This window comes from Altererythrobacter chaiwopuensis (assembly GCF_054957755.1).
This window is the reverse complement of the sequence record NZ_JBTXJG010000016.1, coordinates 1-273: the sequence shown is the minus strand read 5'-3', so window position 1 is coordinate 273 and position 273 is coordinate 1. Positions and strand designations below refer to the sequence as shown.

The window sequence follows — 273 nt, the reverse complement described above, 5'->3', positions numbered from 1 at the left end:
CCCTGCTCGCGACCCGGCCGCTGGCCAGCAGCCTGCGGGTGGCCCGCCACCTCGTGCTGGAGCGTCTGGCCGTGCTGGACGTGGAACAGGCGGCGTCCGTGGCGGACGTGACCCTGGCCATGACCCACCTGGCCGAAGTGACGCTGGACCGGGCCCTCACCGCCGCCCGGGCGGAGCTGGACGACCTCCACGGCGCCCCGCAGGCGCCCGACGGCAGCGACATCGCCTTCTGGGTGCTCGGCATGGGCAAGCTCGGCGCCCGCGAGCTGAACG

The 273-nt window shown here is 75.5% G+C and carries 1 protein-coding gene; it reads left to right on the top strand.

The window, feature by feature from the left end; all coding sequences use genetic code 11:
* Nucleotides 1–273 (top strand): hypothetical protein (locus ACX2DJ_RS13005; protein WP_462573166.1); only part of this gene is annotated, 273 nt, incomplete at both ends.